Genomic DNA, 2178 nt, shown 5'->3' on the forward strand with positions numbered 1-2178 from the left:
TTGGGGCAGAGCCTGAGTGCCTATGCCGAACACCAGCAACTCGATTTCTCCGATCTCATGCAGTGGCGCCAGCGCCTGGCAGTTCAGCACATTGAGCTGCCGCCCCAACACCGCCCGGATCGGTTTGTCCGTGTTGAGGTGGCCTCGTGATCCGCCCAGCAACCGATGTGACCGTCTACCTGTGCCGGGACGTGGTGGACATGCGCAAGTCCATCGACGGGCTGGCGTTGCTGGTGCAAGAGGCGATGGAACTCAACCCGTTCGAGCCCGCAGTGTTTGTGTTCTGCAATCGCCAGCGCGACAAGGTCAAGATCCTGGCCTGGGAGCGCAACGGTTTTGTGCTGTGGTACAAGCGCCTGGAGCAGGAGCGGTTCAAGTGGCCGGAGCGCTCGGATGGCTCGCCGATGGCGCTGACGGGCCAGCAGCTGAACTGGCTTCTGGATGGGTATGACATCGCTCGAATGAAGCCCCATCAGGAACTGATTTTTGACACCGTCGGGTGATTCCAAGTGGCTGATTGATGGGCCATTTAGTATAATAGCGTCATGTCAGACGCCGCCTCCAGCTCCGCTTCCACCGTTGCCGAACTGCAGCGCCAGCTGCAGCAGCAGAAGGCGGAAAATGCTCGTCTTGCCAAGCGTAATCAATCGCTGGAGCGCAAGACCGAATCACTGGAACAGGCCAAACGCGATCTGTTTGAGCAGCTTCGGCTGCTGATCGAGAACCGCTTCGGGCCCTCTTCCGAGAAGTACCGCGTTGAGCAGGCGGACATGTTCTTCAACGAAGCGGAAATGCTGGCCGTTGAGACGGATGAGACCCCGCAGGCGGCAGACCTCGAAGACGACGATGACGCTCAGGCCGAGGCCGACCGCTGCCGGCGCCAGACCTCCAGTCGGGGCGGGCGCGTCGCGCTTCCACCGGAGCTGCCCCGTGTGGATGTCGTCCACGACCTGGAAGAAGCGGAGCAGCAGTGTCCCAATGATGGCGCCCAGCGCGTTCGCATCGGCGAGGAGGTCACCGAACAGCTGGATGTGATCCCCGCCCGCGTTCAGGTGATCCGCCACATCCGCCCGAAATACGCCTGCCGCCAGTGCGAGGACGGTGTCGCCATCGCGCCGGCTCCGGCGCAGCCGCTGCCCAAATCCAATGCCAGCGCCAATCTGCTGGCCTACTGCCTGGTAGCCAAATACGTGGATGCGCTGCCGCTGTACCGCCAGCAGCAGGCGTTCAAACGCCTGGGGGTGGAACTGCCGCGCAATACCCTGGCGCGCTGGATGATCCAGGCCAGCGAGCGCATGGCGCCACTGATCGAGCGCCTTCGTGAGCACTTACGCGCCAGCCCGGTCATCCACATGGATGAGACCACGGTCCAGGTCAACGATGAGCAGGACCGCGAGGCGAGTGCAACCTCCTACATGTGGCTGCAGCGAGGCAGCCCGCCCGAGGGCGGATCGATCGTGCTCTTTGACTACCGACCTTCACGCGCCGGGCGCATCCCCATCGAACTGCTGGGCCAGTACCAGGGCGTGCTGGTCACCGATGGCTATGAAGGCTACGCGCAGATCGCCCGCCAGAACGGGCTGACCCATGCCGGCTGTTGGGCCCACGCCCGACGCAAGTTCGTCAGCGCCCGCAAAGTTCAGCCCAAGGGCAAGGTCGGGCAGGCGGACAAGGCGCTCAAGCTCATCCGCCAGCTCTACACCGTCGAACAGCAGGCCAGGACTCTGAGCGTTGATGAGCGACTGGCGCTGCGCCGGCAACAAAGCCAGCCGATCATCGACCGGCTCCAGGACTGGCTGGAAAGCCAACTTCATCGAGTGCCGCCAAAGACGGCGTTGGGCAAGGCACTGCATTACCTGTCGCAGCAGTGGCCACGGCTGACCCGGTTCCTCGACGATGGGCAGATCCCGCTGGACAACAACCCGGCGGAGAACGCCATCCGCCCGTTCGTTATCGGGCGCAAGAACTGGCTGTTCAGTGACACCCCGAAAGGCGCCGATGCCAGCGCCCGGATCTACAGCCTGATCGAGACGGCCAAGGCCAATGGGCTCGAACCCTACGAGTATATGGTCAAAGTGCTGAGCCAGCTGCCAACAGCCACCACCGATGAGCAGCTGGACCGGCTGCTGCCCTGGCGTCAGGAAGGGGCGGTTACCGCGTAGTTCGTGGACCGCTTAC

General features: G+C 63.2%; 2 protein-coding genes. Both read left to right on the plus strand.

What is annotated here, in order from left to right; translation table 11 throughout:
- The first annotated feature begins 146 nt into the window (after positions 1-146).
- The gene (gene tnpB, locus AC1RQI_RS16685) at positions 147-503 is read left to right on the plus strand and encodes an IS66 family insertion sequence element accessory protein TnpB (protein WP_481905739.1); all 357 of its coding nucleotides are present in this window, start codon (positions 147-149) and stop codon (positions 501-503) included.
- 42 nt (positions 504-545) lie between these two features.
- Positions 546-2162, plus strand: coding sequence for an IS66 family transposase (tnpC, locus tag AC1RQI_RS16690; RefSeq protein ID WP_481905740.1), 1617 nt, complete (start codon positions 546-548; stop codon positions 2160-2162).
- Positions 2163-2178 lie beyond the last annotated feature (16 nt).

The organism is Salicola sp. AFF1, assembly GCF_056783195.1.

What these genes read in the sequence shown, in the direction of transcription:
- tnpC (WP_481905740.1), top strand. Translation starts at nt 546, where the DNA reads ATGTCAGACGCCGCCTCCAGCTCCGCTTCCACCGTTGCCGAACTGCAG.